Origin of the sequence: Aminobacter sp. MSH1 (assembly GCF_003071665.1) — a bacterium.
Taxonomy (GTDB): Bacteria; Pseudomonadota; Alphaproteobacteria; order Rhizobiales; family Rhizobiaceae; genus Aminobacter; species Aminobacter niigataensis.
Genome location: NZ_CP026265.1, coordinates 3,625,781 through 3,646,378, shown reverse-complemented (window position 1 = coordinate 3,646,378; position 20,598 = coordinate 3,625,781). Strand labels below are relative to the sequence as shown.

Below are 20,598 nucleotides of genomic sequence, written 5' to 3'. Positions count from 1 at the left end.
AGGGAAGACCAATGCCTAAGTTTTCAGCCAACCTTTCGATGCTCTTTGGCGAGCATGACTTTCTCGATCGTTTCGATGCCGCGGCACGTGCCGGCTTCCAGGCCGTGGAATATATCGCGCCCTACGATCACGCTCCCGACGTCGTGGCGGCGCGCCTGAAGAAGAACGGCCTCACCCAGGCGCTGTTCAACCTGCCGCCGGGCGACTGGGCGGCAGGCGAACGCGGCATCGCCGTGTTGCCCGACCGCATCCACGAATTCCGCCAGGGCGTGGCCAAGGCGATCACCTATGCCCATGCGCTCGGCTGCGAACAGGTGAATTGCCTGGCCGGCATCGCGCCTGCTGGCAACGCCCGTGACGTGCTGGAGAATGTCTTCGTCGAGAATCTCGCCTTTGCGGCGGAGAAACTGAAGGCGGCGGGCATCCGGCTGCTGATCGAGCCGATCAACACCAGGGACATCCCAGGCTTCTTCCTGACCAACACCAGTCAGGCGCTTGGTATCATCGACCGGGTCGGTTCCGACAACCTCTATCTGCAGTACGACATCTACCACATGCAGATCATGGAGGGCGATCTCGCCCGCACCATCGAGGCCAATCTGGGCCGCATCGCGCACGTGCAACTCGCTGACAACCCCGGGCGTCATGAGCCGGGGACGGGCGAGATCAACTACCCGTTCCTCTACGAACACCTCGACCGCATCGGCTACGCCGGCTGGGTTGGGGCCGAATACAAGCCGAAGGCCGGAACGGTCGAAGGCCTGGGCTGGTTCGAGGGCTTTGCCAACAAGGGCAGCGCCGCAGCCTGACAGCGCGCCTGCCACCGGAATTGAAGGAATATGGAAATGGAAAAGATCGGATTTGTTGGGCTGGGCATCATGGGCGCGCCGATGGCGGGTCACCTGCTGGACGCGGGTTTTGAGGTGGTTGCCAGCGACCATCGAGGCGCCCTGCCAGCCGAACTGGTTGGCAAGGGGCTGAAGTCGGTCTCCGGGCATCAGGCCCTGGCCAAGGCTGCCGATGTCATCATCCTGATGGTGCCCGATACGCCACAGGTCGCCGATGTGCTGTTTGGAGAAAATAGTGTTGCATCAGGACTTTCCAAAGGAAAGCTCGTGATTGACATGAGCTCGATCTCGCCGATCGAGACCAAGGAGTTTGCCAGGAAGATCAATGAACTCGGCTGCGACTATCTCGATGCGCCGGTTTCCGGCGGCGAGGTCGGCGCCAAGGCCGCGTCGCTGACCATCATGGTCGGCGGCGAGGAGAAACCCTTCGAGCGTGCTCGCCCGGTGTTCGAGAAGATGGGCAAGAACATCACCCTCGTCGGACCCAACGGCGTCGGCCAGACGACCAAGGTTGCTAACCAGATCGTCGTTGCGCTGACCATCGAGGCGGTCGCCGAGGCATTGCTGTTCGCCTCCAAGGCCGGCGCCGACCCAGCCAAGGTCCGTCAGGCGCTGATGGGTGGCCTTGCCGCTTCGCGCATCCTCGAGGTGCATGGCGAGCGGATGTATAAGCGCACCTTCGCGCCTGGCTTCCGCATCGAGCTGCACCAGAAGGACCTCAATCTCGCGCTGCAGGGCGCCAAGGCGCTTGGCGTGTCCTTGCCCAACACCTCGATGACGCAGGAACTGTTCAACTCCTGCGCCGCCAATGGCGGGGCGAAGGAGGATCACTCGGCGCTGGTGCGCGCACTGGAGCGCATGGCCAATTTCGAGGTCGGCGCCGACGTGGCCGATGCAAAGGGCAAGGCGGCATAGGCAGGGAAGGGCGCGGCGGAAGTTCCCAACGCCGCAGCTTTCTCATCACTGTCGATGAACGGGTCCCTGCGGTATCGCAGCGGACCCGTTCAGCGTTTATCTGGCCGCGGTGGGGCTTAATTGCTGCCGAGCACGGCCCACTTCGCACCGGCATCGCTGGAAACGACGATGGCGCTTGTACCGGTCACGGCGACCATGCGCGCAGGCGTCTGCGGGTCGACCGCCAGGTGCAGTATGTAGCCTGCCGGATCTGGCCCTTCGCCCAGCACCGCGAAGTCGGGCGCCGTCTCGGTGGCCCGCATCAGCCCGCGCCCGGGCACGAAGGCGTAGATCGAGCCGTCGGCGGTCAATTCCACCGTGGTCACCGGAACGCCGGGGAGAATGGTCTGCCAGCTTCGGGCGGCGTCGCGGCTCACCTTTAGTCCTTCTTCGGTCGCGGCATAGACCGTATCGGGGCTTGCCGGCGAGACCGCCAGGTCGATCAGCTTGGCTGGTGCGTCGCCTGCAATCGCCCAGGTCTTGCCGCCGTCGCGGCTGGTCTGGATTGACCCATACGAGCCATAGAGCACGTCGGGATTGCCGGGGCTCGCCGCAAGCTGGTGGAAGTCGACCGGACCGTCGACGCCGGGTGCGATCTGCTGCCAGCTCTTTCCTGAATCCGTCGACTTGATGAAACCGAGATTGCCACCGCCTTGCGGGTGGCCGCTGGCGAACATGATCGTGGCATCGGTCGGGTGCGGCACAAAACCCATGAAGTCGTCGCGGCTGTCCGAAACCGGCGTCACCGTGCCGTCGGGCGCAGCCTTCATCAGCCCGTGGTGGGTGGCGACCAGCACGATGGAAGGATCGGCACGGTCGAAGGCCAGTCCGTGGATATGCGTCTTGCCGGCCAGTTCGGCCACAGTGATTCCCTGGGCGATTGCAGGGGAGACAGCGCCGAGCGCAATACCGGCTGACAAGAGGGTGAAAAATCCGAGGCGACGCATGACAAGACTCCGTTGTGCCCAGAGGCTACGGCCTCCGCCAAGTGGAAGGTCAAGGGGCGCCAGCGTTGTATTCGCTGCGCTGACGCACTGGCTGGCTTGCCGGCCAGCCAGAGGCGTCAGCCGAGGAATTTCCGCGCCGCGTAGAGCGACACGGCCGCGGCATTGGACACGTTGAGCGAATGGATTGCACCCGGCATGTCGAGACGCGCCAGTGCCGTGACCGTCTCACGTGTCTTCTGGCGCAGTCCCTTGCCTTCGGCGCCGAGTACCAGCGCCAGCTTGTCTCCGGAAAAACTCTTTTCGAGCTCCGCCGGGCCTTCCGAATCGAGCCCGATGGTCTGGAAGCCGGCCTCATGCAGTTCGCCGAGTGCTTCGGACAGGTTGCGCACTTCGATCAGGTCGATGTGTTCGAGCGCGCCAGACGCCGATTTGGCGAGCACGCCGCTTTCGTGCGGGCTGTGGCGCTGCGTGGTGATCAGCGCACCTGCGCCGAAAGCCACTGCCGAACGCATGATGGCACCAACATTGTGCGGGTCGGTAACCTGGTCGAGCACCAGAATCAGCGGCGAATCGCCCAGCGCCGACAGCGCCTTGGATTTCAGCGGTTCAGCCTCGATCAGCACGCCCTGGTGAACGGCGTCCGTGCCGGTGACCTTGTCGATCTCCTTCGGCTCGACCAGCTCGGTGGCGAAGGGCAGGGCACCAAGGTCGGCAATCTCCAGTCTTTCGGCGGCATTGCGGGTGATCAGCATGCGCCTGATCTTGCGGCGCGGATTGTCGAGCGCTGCGCGCACGGTGTGCAGGCCGTAAAGCCGCACCAGGCCGTCGGCAGCGTTCTCGCCGGGTGGCACATGGCGCTTAGGCCGAAATTCAGGCGCGCCGCTTTTCTGGTCGCGAAAGGTGCGGCGCAGCTTTGCGTAGTGGCTGTCCTTGGGGGTTCCGGGCTTTTTTGTATCGTTCATGCGCCTGCTATAGCGGCAGCTCCAGGCTTTGGATACGGCCCGTTAGTCGGCGCTTCGAATATTCCGCATGAAAAGGCGCGCTGTCCGGTTGACAGGCCAAATCCTTGTCGCCATAAGCCCACGCAGATTTCGGGGCAGGGCGCTTCGCTCGGCACCGTGATCGAAAAGCCTCGTAGCATGGCTCCGGCAAAGCAGTTGGAGGAGTGCCCGAGTGGTTAAAGGGGACGGACTGTAAATCCGTTAGCTCAGCTTACGTTGGTTCGAATCCAACCTCCTCCACCACTGCCGGCCCGGAAGCCATAAAGCGCATGGCCTCGAAAGGTGAGTTCATCTTTCGGCAAGGAACATGCGCCAAGGTATATGCCAAGAGCGTCCTTCGCTCCTGAACAGGCGCGCGGCGCTCAGGGCGCGGGTATAGCTCAATGGTAGAGCAGCAGCCTTCCAAGCTGAATACGCGGGTTCGATTCCCGCTACCCGCTCCAGCGCATTTCGCCGAAGCGAGAAGCCTTTTATTTTTATCCGCTTGCTCCCATATGTGCGTCCAGCACTGAAAGAGTAGCGCTGCTTTTGGGCCTGACCTTGGCGTTTGGGCAAAAGGCGCTTGTCTTTTTCGGCCTTTATCGGTAATCGCCCCGCATCCGACCGGAACCAAGGTCCCGATGCCCAAGGAAAGAGACAATGGCTAAAGGTAAATTCGAGCGTAATAAGCCTCATGTGAACATTGGCACGATTGGTCACGTCGACCACGGCAAGACGTCGCTGACGGCGGCGATCACGAAGTATTTCGGCGAGTTCAAGGCCTACGACCAGATCGACGCAGCGCCTGAAGAGAAGGCCCGCGGCATCACCATTTCGACGGCACACGTCGAATACGAGACGCCGGCCCGCCACTACGCTCACGTCGACTGCCCCGGCCACGCCGACTATGTCAAGAACATGATCACCGGTGCCGCCCAGATGGACGGCGCGATCCTGGTGGTTTCGGCTGCCGACGGCCCGATGCCGCAGACCCGCGAGCACATCCTGCTCGCCCGTCAGGTCGGCGTTCCGGCCCTGGTGGTGTTCCTCAACAAGGTCGACCTGGTCGACGACGCCGAGCTGCTCGAACTGGTCGAGCTCGAAGTGCGCGAGCTGCTGTCGAAGTACGAGTTCCCCGGCGACGACATTCCGATGATCAAGGGTTCGGCTGTTGCTGCGCTCAACGATTCGGACAAGAAGATCGGCGAAGACGCGATCCGCGAGCTGATGGCGGCTGTCGACGCCTACATCCCGACGCCTGAGCGTCCGATCGACCGTCCGTTCCTGATGCCGATCGAAGACGTGTTCTCGATCTCGGGCCGCGGCACGGTTGTCACCGGTCGCGTCGAGCGCGGCATCGTCAAGGTTGGCGAAGAAGTCGAGATCGTCGGCATCAAGGCGACCTCGAAGACGACGGTTACCGGCGTCGAGATGTTCCGCAAGCTGCTCGACCAGGGCCAGGCCGGCGACAACATCGGCGCGCTGATCCGCGGCGTTGGCCGTGAAGACGTCGAGCGCGGCCAGGTGCTGTGCAAGCCGGGTTCGGTCAAGCCGCACAAGAAGTTCGTGGCTGAAGCCTACATCCTGACCAAGGAAGAGGGTGGCCGTCACACGCCGTTCTTCACCAACTACCGTCCGCAGTTCTATTTCCGCACGACCGACGTGACCGGCATCGTGTCGCTGCCGGAAGGCACCGAGATGGTCATGCCCGGCGACAACATCACCGTTGACGTCGAGCTGATCGTGCCGATCGCCATGGAAGAGAAGCTCCGCTTCGCTATCCGTGAAGGCGGCCGCACCGTCGGCGCCGGCATCGTCGCTTCGATCAAAGAATAATCGACGGTTCACTGTCGAAAGCATGAAGGGCGGCCTCCGGGCCGCCCTTTTTGTTTGGCCGATACATTGCAAGTCCCGGTTCCGGAATTACTATCGCTTTGGGTAGCGGCTGGTTTGGGGGAATCCGCCATGGGCAAGGGCTCGCGCGCAGTCTGGCAGGAGCTTGTCCTGTCTTTTGCCTTGGCTATCGTAGTCGCACTGTCGTTTCCGGCCTCGGCGGAGGCCGCCAAGCACAAGCCTCCGGACAATGACGGGCCGCCCATGCGTTTCGCCGTCGTGCGCAGCGCCTCGCCGGGTTGCGAGCCGCTTTGCCCTGAATGGATTTCGGCCGAGGGCACGATCACGCGTTCGACGCCTGCCGAGTTCAAGAAGCTGCTCAAGAAGCTGGGCGACAAGCGACTGCCAGTCATCGTGACTTCGCCCGGCGGCCACGTCGAGGCGGCATGGGAGCTGGGCCGGATGCTGCGGGCGCGCAAGCTCGACATTGGCGTTGGGCTTACCAGGTTTGTCGAATGTGCGCCTGGTCAGAAGGGCTGCAAGCTCGATCCGGCCAGGAAGGGTATCTACTCAGGCGCCTTGTACGCGGCCGGCGCTTACTGCGCCTCCGCTTGCTCGATGATGTTCGCGGGCGGCGTGCGCAGGCATGTGGGGCAGTGGGCCTACATGGGCGTCCATCAAGTGACGTCTTATGTGACGCAGCAGAAGATCACCTATCGCGAGACCTACCGGATCGTGAACGGCAAGAAGAAGGGCATCAAGCGCAAGGTCGTTGGCCGCAAGACAGTGGGCAGCTACACCACGACCACGATGGGCAAGGCGTTCAAGTCCAAGATGTTGGCCTATCTCAAGGAGATGGGGGTCAAGCAGGCCATGTTCGATGCGGGGCAAAGCACACCCGCCGCCGACATGCGCCAGCTTGCCCTGGTGGAGATGCTCGACATGAACCTTGTCACGAGCATGGATGCCACCGACGCGCTGGTGAGCATCGAGATCTGCAAGCGCGCTGTTCCCGCCGGAAATTGCACCCTCGCGCCTGGTGTCAAACCACAACCCGGCACATACCCCAATCCCGTTGTGCCGGAAGACGGTGGTATGTGGTTTGTGGTTGTTCGCTCCGGCGAGGCTGGTTGCGAACCGACTTGCCCCGAATGGATTTCTGCTGAAGGCGACATCGATGCCAAGGCGTTGCCGCGGCTCGAGGCGACGCTCAAGGCGCTGGGCGGGCGGAAGCTTCCTTTGGTGGTGTCATCCAGAGGTGGCGACGTGGATACGTCGATGGTAATGGGCAAGATGATCCGCAAGCACGGCTTGGACGTTGCGGTTGGGGGCACGATATTTGGCGGCTGCCGGCCGCGCGATGAGGGCTGCAAGGTACCAGCCAAGTCGCCGTTCTTTGGCAATGCGGTTTCATACGAAGGGCTGTGCCTAAGCGATTGCACCCTCCTGCTGGCCGCGGGTAAGACGAGGCTGGTTGGCTATGGTGCTCGACTAGGATGGTATCTGAGAGCTAAGCCGTCCACATCCGTGCTTGCGTCGTATCTTGACGAAATGGGGGTGCGGGCTCAATCGTTCGACGACGTTGCGCCCATCAAGGTCGTCTATACTGACCAGACGAGGCTCAAGGCGGCGGGGCTCCTGACCCGGAATGGCTCAGTGGATCTGCTGATCGATGGCAGTGTTTGCCGGCTGATCCCTATCCCCGCCAATTGCAGGCTTGCCAGTCAAGGTGAGTTTGCGCGGAAACAGTAAGGCGTCCCGCACCCAACGTTAGCCTCACTGCCAGTCATAAGCGGTAAGACATCCACGCACTGACAGCTGCAGGCTTCCCACCCGCGATCGCGCTCCCCATATGCCTTCAACGCTATAGGATGAAGGCGATGCAAAAAGACGTGCCGACATTGTTCGAGTGGGTTGGTGGAGCCGCAGCGCTCAACCGGCTGACGAGCGTATTCTATGACAAGGTGCGCAGTGATCCGCTGCTCGAACCGGTGTTCCGCAACATGTCCGGTGACCATCCCGCGCATGTCGCTGCCTTTATCGGCGAGGTGTTTGGAGGGCCGAAGGACTACAGCGAGAGCCATGGTGGCCATTCCGCCATGATCAGCCATCACCTCAACAGGCGCCTGACCGAGGCGCAGCGCCGTCAATGGATTGCGCTGTTGCTCGATGCTGCCGACGAGGTGGAGCTGCCCGACGATCCGGAGTTCCGTTCGGCGTTCGTCGCCTATCTCGAATGGGGTACGCGCCTGGCCAAGCTGAACTCACAGGACGGTGCCGCGCCCGCACTCCACGAACCGATGCCGCGCTGGGGCTGGGGCGTACCAGGCGGACCTTACGTACCGCCCGCCAAATCGTGATCGGAAGCCTGGACCTGCCCAAGCCGGGCGGGCGAGGGCGCTTGTGCAGCGCCTCGTGCAATTCCGCCTGTGAATGTTGGAAGCATCGCGCACTCCACTCTTTACAGACGCCTCGGAAATCCTTAGGAAGCCCGTGCTGTGCAGATGATGCGCGGCGACAAGTACGGGCATAGCTCAGTTGGTAGAGCGGCGGTCTCCAAAACCGCAGGTCGTAGGTTCGAGCCCTGCTGCCCGTGCCAGTCTTGCCAGAATTCGCTAATTCAGGCATAAAGACTTCTATAGCCGGAACGGGACGACTGGATGGTCCCGACGCGGCGCTCAAACGTAGTACGGGTTCCTGCCACTTGCGTGGAAAGAGAATCGGCTCTATGTAGGCGAAACAGACACGCGGCGCGTGGAGCTGGGGATCCGGCTTTACGCGTCCGAATTGCATGGGCGGAATGTTTGCGCTGATTCGCGCGGATTGCCTGCCATGCAGCGGCATCTCCCGGTCACGGGATCATCCAGAAGTCCGGTCAACGGACGTTGAAAGCAGAGCGGCACATGGCGAAAACCACGAACCCCTTCACCTTTCTGCAGCAGGTGCGGTCGGAAACGGCGAAGGTTACGTGGCCCTCACGGCGCGAGACGATGATCTCGACCGTCATGGTGCTCGGATTTGCCGTCATCGCGATGATTTTCTTTTTTGCCGCTGACCAGCTGATGGCATTCGCTGTCGAGCAGATCCTGGGCATTGGCCGCTAAGGCTGCGAATACGGAGAATTCCCTAAAATGACCGCGCGCTGGTACATCGTCCACGCCTATTCGAACTTCGAAAAGAAGGTCGCCGAGGACATTGAGCACAAGGCCAAGCAGAAGGGCCTGAGCGACCAGATCGAGCAGATCGTCGTTCCGACCGAGAAGGTTGTCGAGATTCGCCGCGGCCGCAAGGTTGATGCCGAGCGCAAGTTCTTCCCGGGCTATGTCCTGCTCAAGGCCAACCTCACGGACGCCGTGTTCAGTCTCGTCAAGAACACCCCGAAGGTTACTGGTTTCCTTGGTGATTCGAAGCCGGTGCCAATTACTGAAGCCGAGGCCCAGCGCATCCTGAACCAGGTTCAGGAAGGCGTCGAGCGTCCCAAGCCTTCGGTCACCTTCGAGATCGGCGAGGCGGTGCGCGTTTCCGATGGTCCGTTCGCCTCGTTCAACGGTTTCGTCCAGGAAGTGGACGAGGAGCGTGCGCGCCTCAAGGTGGAAGTTTCGATCTTCGGGCGCGCCGTGCCTGTCGATCTCGAATTCGGTCAGGTCGAAAAGGGCTGATCGAAGCGCCCGTCACCGGTTTCGGTGGTGGGCAGTGCCAGGCGCATGCCTGGCGCAAGCATGGTGGGAGATGAGGCGGCTTAGCCGGTCGTCTTCTTCGCACCACCGAACTGCAACCGCCGGCCCAGCCGGCATGAAACAAAGGCAGAAAAGAGATGGCTAAGAAAGTTGCGGGCCAGCTCAAGCTTCAGGTTTCCGCGGGTTCGGCGACGCCGTCGCCCCCGATCGGACCGGCGCTTGGTCAGCGTGGCATCAACATCATGGAGTTCTGCAAGGCGTTCAACGCGCAGACCCAGGAGCTCGAGAAGGGGTCGCCGATCCCGGTCGTGATCACCTATTACCAGGACAAGTCGTTCACCTTCGTCATGAAGACGCCTCCGGTGGCCTACTTCCTGAAGAAGGCGGCCAACCTCAAGTCGGGCTCGAAGGAGCCGGGCAAGATCAAGGCTGGCGAGATCAGCAGCGCCAAGGTGCGCGAGATCGCCGAAGTCAAGATGAAGGACCTCAACGCGAACGACATCGAAGCCGCCATCAAGATGGTCGAAGGCTCGGCTCGTTCGATGGGCCTGGAAGTGGTGGGCTGAGATCATGGCTAAGATTGCAAAGCGCGTTTCCAAGTCCCGCGAAGGCATCGATGCAAACAAGGCTTACGGCCTTGGTGAAGCACTCGAGCTTTTGAAGGCTCGCTCGTCGGTCAAGTTCGACGAGACCATCGAAGTCGCCATGAACCTCGGCGTCGACCCGCGTCATGCTGACCAGATGGTCCGCGGCGTGGTCAACCTGCCGAACGGCACGGGCCGTACGGTCCGCGTCGCCGTGTTCGCACGCGATGCGAAGGCTGACGAAGCCCGCGCAGCCGGCGCCGACATCGTTGGTGCGGAAGATCTCGTCGACATCGTCCAGAAGGGCCAGATCGACTTCGACCGCTGCATCGCCACCCCCGACATGATGCCGCTGGTCGGCCGCCTCGGTAAGGTGCTCGGCCCGCGCGGCATGATGCCGAACCCGAAGGTCGGCACCGTGACCACCGACGTCGCAGCAGCCGTCAAGGCTTCGAAGGGCGGCGCCGTTGAGTTCCGCGTCGAGAAGGCCGGTATCATCCACGCCGGCGTCGGCAAGGTCTCGTTCGACGTCAAGGCGCTGGAAGAAAACGTCCGCGCCTTCGCGGATGCGGTCAACAAGGCCAAGCCGGCCGGTGCCAAGGGCGTCTACGTCAAGAAGGTGTCCGTCACCTCGACGATGGGCCCGGGCCTGAAGCTCGACCTCGGCACGCTCGCAGCGTCCTGATAAGTTGAATTTGGATCGGCCAATAAAGGCCTGATCCCGAATAAGAATTCCGGGCTTCCGAGCCCGGATTTTCGGAAGTTGGAAACAGCTTTCGAAAATCCTGTCCGAGATTGCAGGCGGTCCAGGCGACCCTTGGTCCTTAATTCGAATGGGCCTGCATGAGACGGGTGAAGACCAGACAAAGGAGCTTTGGCTCCAATGAAAGGTTCGAACCGTGTTTGCCTTTTGTCTGCGCATCGCGCCGGGCCGCAAGCCCGTCAGGTGTGGCGAAAGGGGGCAGGATCCTCGAGCGCCGTTCGGGTGATCTGGAATTTCTGGATTGGCCGCCCGGCAAAAGGCAACCCGACCGCTCACCCCGCAAATGGGAGGCGGTCAACTGGAGATAGGCAGTGGACAGAGCGGAAAAACGCGAACTCGTCACGGGCCTGAATGACGCGTTCTCGAACGCAGGTTCAGTCGTCGTGGCCCACTATGCCGGGATCACCGTCGCGCAAATGAACGATCTTCGCGTGAAGATGCGTCAGGCCGGCGGCACCGTCAAAGTCGCGAAGAACCGTCTCGCCAAAATCGCTCTTCAGGGCACGGAATCCGAAAGCATCATCGATCTGTTCAAGGGACAGACGCTGGTTGCCTATTCGGAGGATCCGATTGCAGCGCCGAAGGTCGCGTCCGACTTCGCCAAGACCAATGACAAGCTTGTCATCCTTGGTGGTTCGATGGGCACGACCTCGCTCAACGCCGACGGAGTCAAGGCTTTGGCCGCGCTCCCGTCGCTCGACGAGCTGCGTGCAAAGCTGGTTGGCATGATCGCCACCCCGGCTACCCGGATCGCCCAGATCGTCAATGCGCCGGCGGCTTCGGTCGCGCGCGTCATTGGCGCTTATGCCCGGAAGGACGAGGCGGCATGAGGCCGTTCCTCGCTATCATCAACACACGTTCGAACTGATTGAAGGAATAGATAAATGGCTGATCTCGCAAAGATCGTTGACGACCTGTCGGCCCTGACCGTCCTCGAGGCGGCTGAGCTGTCGAAGCTCCTCGAAGAGAAGTGGGGCGTTTCGGCTGCTGCTCCGGTTGCAGTCGCTGCTGCTGGCGGCGCTGCTGCTGCTCCGGCTGAAGAGAAGACCGAGTTCGATGTCATCCTGGCAGCTGCCGGCGACAAGAAGATCGAAGTCATCAAGGAAGTCCGCGCCATCACCGGCCTGGGCCTCAAGGAAGCCAAGGACCTCGTCGAAGGCGCTCCGAAGCCGATCAAGGAAGGCGTCTCGAAGGCTGACGCCGAGAAGCTCAAGGCTCAGCTGGAAGCAGCTGGCGCCAAGGTCGAGCTCAAGTAAGCACGGTTTCGGTGGGCGGCTCAGTGCCGCCCACCGGCTCCCGTGACCCGGGGGATTGTGGGGAACCTATTTCCTGAGGGCCGCAAGCGGCTTTCAGGAAACGGGTTTTCGCCCGTTTTGGACAGGCCGCCGCCGAGGCGGCGAGAATGCAAGGTGAGCTTTAGCGACTCTCACCCCAAGAAAGGCAGCAAGGAGCGACGATGGCCCAGACCCAGACTTTCAATGGCCGCAGACGCGTACGCAAGTTCTTCGGAAAGATCCCTGAAGTTGCGGAGATGCCGAACCTGATCGAGGTTCAGAAGGCATCCTATGACCAGTTCCTGATGGTGGACGAGCCCAAGGGCGGTCGTCCCGACGAAGGACTGCAGGCCGTTTTCAAGTCGGTCTTCCCGATCTCGGACTTCTCCGGCGCTTCGATGCTGGAGTTCGTCAAGTACGAGTTCGAAGCACCGAAGTTCGACGTCGATGAGTGCCGTCAGCGCGACCTGACGTTTGCCGCGCCGCTCAAGGTGACGCTGCGCCTCATCGTGTTCGATATCGACGAGGATACCGGCGCGAAGTCGATCAAGGACATCAAGGAGCAGGACGTTTACATGGGCGACATGCCGCTCATGACGTCCAACGGCACCTTCATCGTCAACGGCACCGAGCGTGTCATCGTTTCGCAGATGCACCGTTCGCCGGGCGTCTTCTTCGACCACGACAAGGGCAAGTCGCACTCGTCGGGCAAGCTGCTGTTCGCTGCCCGCGTCATCCCTTATCGCGGTTCCTGGCTCGACATCGAGTTCGACTCCAAGGACATCGTCCACGCCCGTATCGACCGTCGCCGCAAGATCCCGGTGTCGTCGCTGCTGATGGCGCTCGGCATGGACGGCGAGGAGATCCTGTCGACCTTCTACAACAAGATCACCTACAAGAAGTCGGGCGACCATTGGCGCATCCCGTTCTCGGTCGATCGCTTCAAGGGCTTGAAGGCTGTCGGCGACCTGGTTGACGCCGATACCGGCGAGATCGTCGTCGAAGGCGGCAAGAAGATCACCGCGCGCCAGGCCAAGCAGCTTGCCGAGAAGGGCCTCAAGGCCATCAAGGCGACCGAAGACGATCTCTTCGGCAGCTATCTTGCCGAGGATATCGTCAACTACGCGACTGGCGAGATCTTCCTCGAAGCCGGCGACGAGATCGACGAGAAGACCCTCAAGGTTCTGCTTTCGGCCGGCGAGGAAGAGATCAAGATCCTCGACATCGACCACATCAACGTGGGCGGATACATCCGCAACACGCTGACGGTCGACAAGAACGAGAGCCGCCAGGACGCGCTGTTCGACATCTATCGTGTCATGCGCCCGGGCGAGCCGCCCACCATCGACACTGCCGAAGCGATGTTCAACTCGCTGTTCTTCGATAGCGAGCGCTACGACCTTTCGGCCGTCGGCCGCGTCAAGATGAACATGCGTCTCGAGCTCGACGCTGAAGACACCGTCCGTGTCCTGCGTAAGGAAGACATCCTTGCCGTGGTCAAGACGCTTGTCGAATTGCGCGACGGCAAGGGCGAGATCGACGACATCGACAACCTCGGCAACCGCCGCGTCCGTTCGGTCGGCGAGCTGATGGAGAACCAGTACCGTGTCGGTCTGCTGCGCATGGAGCGCGCGATCAAGGAGCGCATGTCGTCGATCGAGATCGACACCGTCATGCCGCAGGACCTGATCAACGCCAAGCCGGCCGCAGCTGCCGTGCGCGAGTTCTTCGGTTCCTCGCAGCTGTCGCAGTTCATGGACCAGACCAACCCGCTGTCGGAGATCACCCACAAGCGTCGTCTCTCGGCGCTTGGACCTGGCGGTCTGACCCGCGAGCGCGCCGGCTTCGAAGTCCGCGACGTGCATCCGACGCACTATGGCCGTATCTGCCCGATTGAAACGCCGGAAGGCCCGAACATCGGTCTGATCAACTCGCTGGCCACCTTTGCCCGCGTCAACAAGTACGGCTTCATCGAGAGCCCGTACCGCAAGATCGTCGATGGCAAGCTGACCAACGAGGTCGTCTATCTCTCGGCTATGGAAGAGGCCAAGCACTTCGTTGCTCAGGCCAACGCCGAGCTCGACAAGAACGGCCACTTCGTCGACGAGTTCGTCATTTGCCGTAACGCCGGCGAAGTGATGATGGCGCCGCGCGAAAACGTCGACCTTATGGACGTTTCGCCGAAGCAGATGGTTTCGGTCGCAGCTGCGCTGATCCCGTTCCTGGAAAACGACGACGCCAACCGCGCTCTGATGGGTTCGAACATGCAGCGTCAGGCCGTGCCGCTGGTGCGCGCCGAGGCTCCGTTCGTCGGCACCGGCATGGAGCCGATCGTTGCCCGTGACTCAGGCGCCGCCATCGGCGCCCGCCGCGGCGGCATCGTCGACCAGGTCGACGCGACCCGTATCGTTGTCCGTGCGACGGAAGATCTCGATCCGGGCAAGTCCGGCGTCGACATCTACCGCCTGATGAAGTTCCAGCGTTCGAACCAGAACACCTGCATCAACCAGCGTCCGCTGGTTCGCATGGGCGACCGGGTCAACAAGGGCGACATCATTGCCGACGGTCCGTCGACCGAGCTCGGCGATCTGGCGCTCGGCCGCAACGTGCTCGTCGCGTTCATGCCGTGGAATGGCTACAACTACGAGGACTCGATCCTGCTCTCCGAGCGTATCGTGGCCGACGACGTCTTCACCTCGATCCACATCGAGGAGTTCGAGGTCATGGCCCGTGATACGAAGCTCGGGCCTGAGGAAATCACCCGCGACATTCCGAACGTCTCGGAAGAAGCGCTGAAGAACCTCGACGAAGCCGGTATCGTCTACATCGGTGCGGAGGTGCAGCCGGGCGACATCCTGGTCGGCAAGATCACGCCGAAGGGTGAAAGCCCGATGACGCCGGAAGAGAAGCTTCTGCGTGCCATCTTCGGTGAAAAGGCGTCCGACGTCCGTGACACCTCCATGCGCATGCCGCCCGGAACCTACGGCACCATCGTCGAAGTTCGCGTCTTCAACCGCCACGGCGTGGAGAAGGACGAACGCGCCATGGCAATCGAGCGCGAGGAAATCGAGCGTCTCGCCAAGGACCGTGACGACGAGCAGGCGATTCTCGACCGCAACGTCTACAGCCGCCTGAGCGACATGCTCATCGGTAAGGACGCGATTGCCGGGCCGAAGGGCTTCAAGAAGGGCTCGACGCTCGCCAAGGAGACCCTGGACGACTATCCGCGTTCGCAGTGGTGGCAGTTCGCCGTCGAAGACGAGAAGATGCAGGGTGAGCTTGAGGCTCTGCGCGGCCAGTACGACGACTCCAAGAAGCAGCTCGAGCAGCGCTTCATGGACAAGGTCGAGAAGGTGCAGCGCGGCGACGAGATGCCGCCCGGCGTCATGAAGATGGTCAAGGTCTTCGTCGCGGTGAAGCGTAAGATGCAGCCCGGCGACAAGATGGCCGGCCGTCACGGCAACAAGGGTGTCGTGTCGCGCATCGTTCCGGTCGAGGACATGCCGTTCCTCGAAGATAGTACGCATGCCGACATCGTGCTGAACCCGCTCGGCGTGCCTTCGCGCATGAACGTCGGCCAGATCCTCGAAACCCATCTCGGCTGGGCTTGCGCCGGCATGGGCAGGAAGATCGGCGAGATGATCGATGCGTATAAGGCTGCCGGCGACATCAAGCCGCTGCGCGACACCATCGAGAGCATCATTCCGGCCAACGACCGGAACGAGCCGGTTCGCAATTACGACGACGAGAGTGTCGTTCGCCTCGGCGAGCAGATGCGTCGCGGCGTCTCGATCGCGACCCCGGTGTTCGACGGTGCGCACGAGGCTGACATCAACGAGATGCTGGAGCAGGCGGGCCTGCACACATCGGGTCAGTCGCAGCTCTATGACGGACGTACCGGCGAGCCGTTCGACCGCAAGGTGACGATGGGCTACATCTACATGCTCAAGCTTCACCACCTGGTCGACGACAAGATCCACGCTCGTTCGATCGGACCTTACTCGCTCGTTACCCAGCAGCCGCTGGGCGGCAAGGCGCAGTTCGGCGGTCAGCGCTTCGGCGAAATGGAGGTCTGGGCACTCGAAGCCTATGGTGCCGCCTATACGCTGCAGGAAATGCTGACGGTGAAGTCGGACGACGTGGCCGGCCGTACCAAGGTCTACGAGGCGATCGTGCGCGGCGACGACACGTTCGAAGCGGGCATCCCCGAGAGCTTCAACGTTCTCGTCAAGGAAATGCGTTCGCTGGGCCTCAATGTCGAATTGGAGAACACCAAGATCGACGAGACCGCTCATCGCCTGCCCGACGCGGCAGAGTAAGCATCAAAGGCGCGCCGCGGGATTTTTCCCGCGGCGTCGCCGCAGAGCATGATCCCCAAAGTTGGGTGCCGGTTTCGGTCAAGATCATGCTCATTTGTTGAGAATTCTTCGGCTATGGGCCGACACAGCTGGCGGGCGCTCTGGTCCGCACACGATGACAAGGGGCTTTCGAGGGCCCCGAAAAGGAGAACGGCATGAACCAAGAGGTCATGAATCTCTTCAACCCTCAGGCGCCTGCGCAGGTGTTCGATTCCATCCGGATTTCGCTCGCCAGCCCTGAGAAGATTCTGTCCTGGTCGTTTGGCGAGATCAAAAAGCCGGAGACGATCAACTATCGTACCTTCAAGCCGGAGCGCGACGGCCTGTTCTGCGCGCGCATCTTCGGCCCGATCAAGGACTACGAATGCTTGTGCGGCAAGTACAAGCGCATGAAGTACAAGGGCGTCATCTGCGAAAAGTGCGGCGTGGAAGTCACGCTGTCGCGCGTTCGCCGCGAGCGCATGGGCCACATCGAGCTCGCAGCGCCCGTCGCCCACATCTGGTTCCTGAAGTCGCTGCCGAGCCGCATCGGCACGCTGCTCGACATGACGCTCAAGGATATCGAGCGCGTCCTGTATTTCGAGAACTACATCGTTACCGAGCCTGGCCTGACCGCGCTCAAGGAGCACCAGCTCCTGAGCGAGGAAGAGTACATGCTTGCGGTTGACGAGTATGGCGAGGACAGCTTCACCGCCATGATCGGCGCCGAGGCCATCCACGACCTGCTCGCCAGCATGGACCTGGAGAAGATCGCGGGCGATCTGCGTTCGGAACTCGCCACGACGACGTCGGAACTCAAGCAGAAGAAGTACCTCAAGCGCCTCAAGGTCGTTGAGAACTTCATGGAATCGGGCAACCGTCCCGAGTGGATGATCATGAAGGTCGTGCCGGTGATCCCGCCGGACCTGCGCCCGCTGGTCCCGCTGGATGGCGGCCGCTTTGCGACCTCCGACCTGAACGATCTCTATCGCCGCGTGATCAACCGCAACAACCGCTTGAAGCGGCTGATCGAACTGCGTGCGCCTGGCATCATCATCCGCAATGAAAAGCGCATGCTGCAGGAGGCTGTCGACGCACTGTTCGACAACGGCCGCCGCGGTCGCGTCATCACCGGTGCCAACAAGCGCCCGCTGAAGTCGCTGTCCGACATGCTCAAGGGCAAGCAGGGTCGCTTCCGCCAGAACCTGCTCGGCAAGCGCGTCGACTATTCCGGCCGTTCGGTCATCGTGACCGGTCCGGAACTGAAGCTGCACCAGTGCGGCCTGCCGAAGAAGATGGCGCTCGAACTGTTCAAGCCGTTCATCTACGCCCGCCTCGACGCCAAGGGTTACTCCTCGACCGTCAAGCAGGCCAAGAAGCTGGTCGAGAAGGAAAAGCCGGAAGTCTGGGATATCCTCGACGAGGTCATCCGCGAGCATCCGGTTCTGCTCAACCGCGCGCCGACGCTGCACCGCCTGGGCATCCAGGCCTTCGAACCCACTCTGATCGAAGGCAAGGCCATCCAGCTGCATCCGCTCGTCTGCACGGCCTTCAACGCCGACTTCGACGGCGACCAGATGGCTGTCCACGTTCCGCTGTCGCTCGAGGCTCAGCTCGAAGCACGCGTGCTGATGATGTCGACCAACAACATCCTGCACCCGGCTTCCGGCGCGCCGATCATCGTGCCGTCGCAGGACATGGTTCTGGGTCTCTACTATCTTTCGATCGTCAACCAGAACGAGCCGGGCGAGGGCATGGCGTTTGCCGACATGGGCGAACTCCAGCACGCGCTTGAGACCAAGGCAGTCACCCTGCACGCCAAGATCAAGGGTCGCTTCCGCACGGTCGACGCCGAAGGCAATGTCGTATCCAAGATCCACGACACGACCCCGGGGCGCATGATCATCGGCGAACTTCTGCCGAAGAACGTCAACGTGCCGTACGAGACCGCAAACCAGGAGATGACCAAGAAGAACATCTCCAAGATGATCGATACCGTCTACCGCCACTGCGGTCAGAAAGAGACGGTCATCTTCTGCGATCGCATCATGGCTCTCGGCTTCGCTCACGCCTGCCGCGCCGGCATCTCGTTCGGCAAGGACGACATGCTCATCCCTGATACGAAGCACGGACTGGTCGAACAGACCGAAGCGCTCGCCAAGGAATATGAGCAGCAGTACAACGACGGCCTGATCACCCAGGGCGAGAAGTACAACAAGGTCGTCGACGCCTGGGCCAAGTGCTCGGAAAAGGTCGCCGACGAAATGATGGCCCGCATCAAGGCGGTGGAGTTCGAGGACAACGGCCGTCAGAAGCCGATGAACTCGATCTACATGATGTCGCACTCCGGTGCGCGTGGTTCGCCCACCCAGATGCGTCAGCTCGCCGGCATGCGCGGCCTAATGGCCAAGCCGTCGGGTGAAATCATCGAGACGCCGATCATCTCGAACTTCAAGGAAGGCCTGACCGTTCTTGAATACTTCAACTCGACCCACGGCGCCCGCAAGGGTCTCGCGGATACCGCTCTGAAGACGGCTAACTCCGGCTACCTGACCCGTCGTCTCGTCGACGTGGCACAGGACTGCATCGTCAATTCGGTTGATTGCGGCACCGACAAGGGCCTCACCATGCAGCCGATCGTCGATGCCGGCCAGGTGGTCGCTTCGCTCGGTCTCCGTATCCTCGGCCGTACTTCGCTCGACGACATCAACCACCCTGTCACCGGCGATCTGCTGGTCAAGGGCGGCACGCTGATGGACGAACGCGACATCGAGGTGATCGAGAAGGCTGGCGTGCAGTCGGTCCGCATCCGTTCGGCACTGACCTGCGAAGTCAAGGTCGGCGTCTGCGCGGTCTGCTACGGTCGCGACCTGGCACGCGGTACCCCTGTCAACCAGGGTGAAGCTGTCGGTGTCATCGCCGCACAGTCGATCGGCGAGCCTGGCACGCAGCTCACCATGCGTACCTTCCACATGGGCGGTACCGCGCAGGTGGTCGACAGCTCGTTCCTCGAAGCTTCGTATGAAGGCAAGGTCGAGATCCGCAACCGCAACGTCGTCCGCAATTCCGACGGCAACCTCGTCGTGATGGGCCGCAACATGGCGATCCTGATCCTCGACGAAGCCGGCAAGGAGCGTGCGACGCACCGTGTCACCTATGGTTCGCGTATCTTCGTGGACGATGGCGACAAGGTGAAGCGCGGCCAGCGTGTTGCAGAGTGGGATCCCTACACCCGTCCGATCCTCACCGAAATCGAAGGCCGCGTGGCCTTCGAGGATCTGGTCGACGGCATTTCCGTTCAGGAAACGGCCGACGAGTCGACCGGCATCACCAAGCGTGAGGTCATCGATTGGCGTTCGACCCCGCGCGGCAACGATCTGAAGCCCGCGATGGTCGTTCAGGACTCCAAGGGTAAGGTTGGCAAGCTGTCGAAGGGCGGCGACGCCCGCTTCCTGCTCTCGGTCGAGGCCATTCTTTCGGTCGAGCCGGGTGCGCAGGTTCGCCCTGGCGACGTGCTGGCGCGTATCCCGATGGAAAGCGCGAAGACCAAGGACATCACCGGCGGTCTGCCGCGTGTTGCCGAACTCTTCGAAGCCCGCCGACCGAAGGATCACGCCATCATCGCCGAGATCGATGGTACGGTCCGCTTCGGCCGCGACTACAAGAACAAGCGCCGCATCATCATCGAGCCGCATGACTCGACGCTTGAGCCGGTCGAATACCTGATCCCGAAGGGCAAGCCGTTCCATCTCCAGGACGGCGACGCGATCGAGAAGGGCGACTACATCCTCGACGGCAATCCGGCGCCGCACGACATCCTGGCGATCAAGGGCGTGGAAGCGCTTGCTTCCTACCTCGTCAACGAAATCCAGGAAGTCTACCGGTTGCAGGGCGTGTCGATCAACGACAAGCACATCGAGGTCATCGTCCGTCAGATGCTGCAGAAGGTCGAGATCACCGTACAGGGCGACTCGATCTACATCCCGGGCGATCATGTCGACGTCATCGAGTTCGACGAGGTCAACGATCGCCTGATCGAGGAGGGCAAGAAGCCTGCCGAAGGTCAGCCGGTTCTGCTCGGTATCACCAAGGCATCGCTGCAGACGCCGTCCTTCATCTCGGCCGCCTCCTTCCAGGAGACGACCAGGGTGCTGACGGAAGCTGCGGTCGCCGGCAAGACCGACATGCTGCAGGGTCTCAAGGAAAACGTCATCGTCGGCCGTCTCATCCCGGCCGGCACGGGCGGCATGATGAGCCAGATCCGGCGCATTGCCACCTCGCGCGACGAACTGATCCTCGACGAGCGCCGCAAGCTTTCGGGCGTGGAAGTCGCCGAGCCGATCCTGACCGACATGGTCAACGCCGCTCAGTAAGAGCGCGTCAGATATGAGTAGGAAAGGG

General features: G+C 61.8%; 15 protein-coding genes and 3 tRNA genes. 16 read left to right on the top strand and 2 right to left on the bottom strand.

Annotated features, from left to right (window positions below; translation table 11 throughout):
- Positions 1–11 precede the first annotated feature (11 nt).
- Positions 12–809, top strand: a complete 798-nt coding sequence (otnI, locus tag CO731_RS18060; protein ID WP_108608202.1) for a 2-oxo-tetronate isomerase — start codon at positions 12–14, stop codon at positions 807–809.
- 36 nt (positions 810–845) lie between these two features.
- Positions 846–1,763, top strand: a complete 918-nt coding sequence (locus CO731_RS18055) for a 2-hydroxy-3-oxopropionate reductase (RefSeq protein ID WP_108609906.1) — start codon at positions 846–848, stop codon at positions 1,761–1,763.
- A 116-nt stretch (positions 1,764–1,879) separates the two neighbouring features.
- On the opposite strand, the gene CO731_RS18050 is transcribed toward CO731_RS18055, so the two are convergent.
- Positions 1,880–2,749: a hypothetical protein gene (locus CO731_RS18050; protein WP_108679453.1), complete on the bottom strand. Its 870-nt coding sequence runs from the start codon at positions 2,747–2,749 to the stop codon at positions 1,880–1,882.
- A gap of 116 nt (positions 2,750–2,865) precedes the next feature.
- The gene (rlmB, locus tag CO731_RS18045) at positions 2,866–3,711 is read right to left on the bottom strand and encodes a 23S rRNA (guanosine(2251)-2'-O)-methyltransferase RlmB (RefSeq protein WP_108608200.1); all 846 of its coding nucleotides are present in this window, start codon (positions 3,709–3,711) and stop codon (positions 2,866–2,868) included.
- A gap of 197 nt (positions 3,712–3,908) precedes the next feature.
- On the opposite strand from rlmB, the gene CO731_RS18040 reads away from it, so the two are divergent.
- From CO731_RS18040 to rpoC, 14 genes are all read left to right on the top strand, one after another.
- Positions 3,909–3,993: transfer RNA gene (locus tag CO731_RS18040), tRNA-Tyr, on the top strand.
- Positions 3,994–4,119: 126 nt separating this feature from the next.
- Positions 4,120–4,193, top strand: a tRNA-Gly gene (locus CO731_RS18035).
- Between the two features lie 196 nt (positions 4,194–4,389).
- Complete coding sequence (gene tuf, locus CO731_RS18030; RefSeq protein WP_108608191.1) at positions 4,390–5,565, top strand: elongation factor Tu; 1,176 nt, start codon at positions 4,390–4,392, stop codon at positions 5,563–5,565.
- Positions 5,566–5,694: 129 nt separating this feature from the next.
- Positions 5,695–7,314 carry a hypothetical protein gene (locus tag CO731_RS18025; protein ID WP_108608199.1) on the top strand — a complete coding sequence of 540 codons (1,620 nt, stop codon included), beginning with the start codon at positions 5,695–5,697 and terminating at the stop codon, positions 7,312–7,314.
- 128 nt (positions 7,315–7,442) lie between these two features.
- Positions 7,443–7,922 carry a group II truncated hemoglobin gene (locus CO731_RS18020; protein WP_108609905.1) on the top strand — a complete coding sequence of 160 codons (480 nt, stop codon included), beginning with the start codon at positions 7,443–7,445 and terminating at the stop codon, positions 7,920–7,922.
- A gap of 163 nt (positions 7,923–8,085) precedes the next feature.
- Positions 8,086–8,161, top strand: a tRNA-Trp gene (locus tag CO731_RS18015).
- Positions 8,162–8,465: 304 nt separating this feature from the next.
- Entirely contained in the window at positions 8,466–8,666 is a 201-nt protein-coding gene (secE, locus tag CO731_RS18010) for a preprotein translocase subunit SecE (RefSeq protein ID WP_055973830.1), read from the top strand.
- 27 nt (positions 8,667–8,693) lie between these two features.
- Positions 8,694–9,221: a transcription termination/antitermination protein NusG gene (gene nusG / locus CO731_RS18005; RefSeq protein ID WP_108608198.1), complete on the top strand. Its 528-nt coding sequence runs from the start codon at positions 8,694–8,696 to the stop codon at positions 9,219–9,221.
- Positions 9,222–9,376: 155 nt separating this feature from the next.
- Complete coding sequence (rplK, locus tag CO731_RS18000; RefSeq protein WP_055973823.1) at positions 9,377–9,805, top strand: 50S ribosomal protein L11; 429 nt, start codon at positions 9,377–9,379, stop codon at positions 9,803–9,805.
- Between the two features lie 4 nt (positions 9,806–9,809).
- Positions 9,810–10,508: a 50S ribosomal protein L1 gene (rplA, locus tag CO731_RS17995; protein ID WP_108608197.1), complete on the top strand. Its 699-nt coding sequence runs from the start codon at positions 9,810–9,812 to the stop codon at positions 10,506–10,508.
- Positions 10,509–10,897: 389 nt separating this feature from the next.
- Positions 10,898–11,416 (top strand): 50S ribosomal protein L10, encoded by a 519-nt coding sequence (gene rplJ, locus CO731_RS17990; protein WP_055973817.1) that lies wholly within the window; start codon positions 10,898–10,900, stop codon positions 11,414–11,416.
- 54 nt (positions 11,417–11,470) lie between these two features.
- Entirely contained in the window at positions 11,471–11,842 is a 372-nt protein-coding gene (gene rplL, locus CO731_RS17985; protein WP_055973815.1) for a 50S ribosomal protein L7/L12, read from the top strand.
- A gap of 200 nt (positions 11,843–12,042) precedes the next feature.
- Entirely contained in the window at positions 12,043–16,179 is a 4,137-nt protein-coding gene (gene rpoB / locus CO731_RS17980) for a DNA-directed RNA polymerase subunit beta (RefSeq protein ID WP_108608196.1), read from the top strand.
- A 194-nt stretch (positions 16,180–16,373) separates the two neighbouring features.
- Positions 16,374–20,570 carry a DNA-directed RNA polymerase subunit beta' gene (gene rpoC, locus CO731_RS17975; RefSeq protein WP_108608195.1) on the top strand — a complete coding sequence of 1,399 codons (4,197 nt, stop codon included), beginning with the start codon at positions 16,374–16,376 and terminating at the stop codon, positions 20,568–20,570.
- Positions 20,571–20,598: the final 28 nt, after the last annotated feature.